Annotated in this window: 1 protein-coding gene; it reads right to left on the bottom strand. The window is 48.3% G+C overall.

Annotated elements, in window-relative coordinates; genetic code table 11:
* Window positions 1-7 precede the first annotated feature (7 nt).
* Window positions 8-961 carry an IS30 family transposase gene (locus tag ICN36_RS11300; protein WP_215310123.1) on the bottom strand — a complete coding sequence of 318 codons (954 nt, stop codon included), beginning with the start codon at window positions 959-961 and terminating at the stop codon, window positions 8-10.
* Window positions 962-1,059: the final 98 nt, after the last annotated feature.

The raw sequence follows: 1,059 nt of genomic DNA, 5'->3' as shown, positions 1-1,059 counted from the left end.
CGTAGATTCAAACACGAAGTGCAACACGGTTTAAGGACTGCATAAATACTTCATTGGGGGTTTTAAATCCTAATCGTTTTCTAGGTCGGTTGTTTAAACGGTCTTGGATCATTCTAAGCTCCTTATCGGTCACAGTAGATAGCGGTCTCTTTTTGGGGATGTATTGCCGCAATAGACCATTGAAGTTTTCATTTGATCCACGTTGCCAACTAGCAAACGGATCCGCAAAGTACGTCGTTGATTGAAGAGCTGTATCAATCCTGGCGTGCTCGGCAAATTCCTTGCCGTTGTCAAAAGTCAGGGTTTTAACGAGTGGGGTCACGGCGTTTAATTTAGTGATGATGGCGCTACTGACTAAATCCGACGTCTTGTTCTTGACCTTAGCCAAAACGGCATAGCCACTCTTGCGCTCAACCAAGGTCACAACAGCTTGCTTGTGGGCCGCTCCAATTACAGTATCGCCTTCCCAGTGGCCGACTTGGGATCTTGTCTCAATGTGCGCTGGGCGCTCACTGATCGGCCGCCTACCTACTATTTGGCCTCTGCGATCACGGCCGCTGGCATAGCGTTTCTTGCGCTTTTTTTGGCAACGCAGCTGCTGGTAAAGATTGCCGCCAGCGGCTTTATCGGCGTAGACATGGCGGTAGATGGTCTCATGACTAATGCCAACCTGATTGGCAATTTGGACGGGGCTCCACTGAGCTAAGAGGCAATCTTCTGTCTGATTCCATTGATCGGCTGTTATTTGGGCGGCATTACGGCAGCCTAATGAGCGTTCTTCTGCCAACAGGCAGGCTTGCTTGGGACGGTAACCTTTGAGCCCCGTATTGCGAGCAAGCTCTCGGCTGATGGTCGACTTATGCCGATCCATCAGTTGGGCTATTTGAGTTTGGGTTTTTCCGTCTTTCATGAGGATATAAATCTGATATCGTTCAGTTTGGCTAAGGTGTTGATAGGTCATGGCTACTTTGACTTGCAGGTCTAGAAGCTTTGGATACTAAAACATCCTTAGCCTCCTTAACTAGTTGTTCAAAGTTGCACTTCGTAGTTGAATCCACC

This window comes from Polynucleobacter sp. UK-Gri1-W3, from assembly GCF_018881595.1.
Lineage (GTDB): Bacteria > Pseudomonadota > Gammaproteobacteria > Burkholderiales > Burkholderiaceae > Polynucleobacter.
This window is presented reverse-complemented; position numbering and strand designations above follow the sequence as displayed.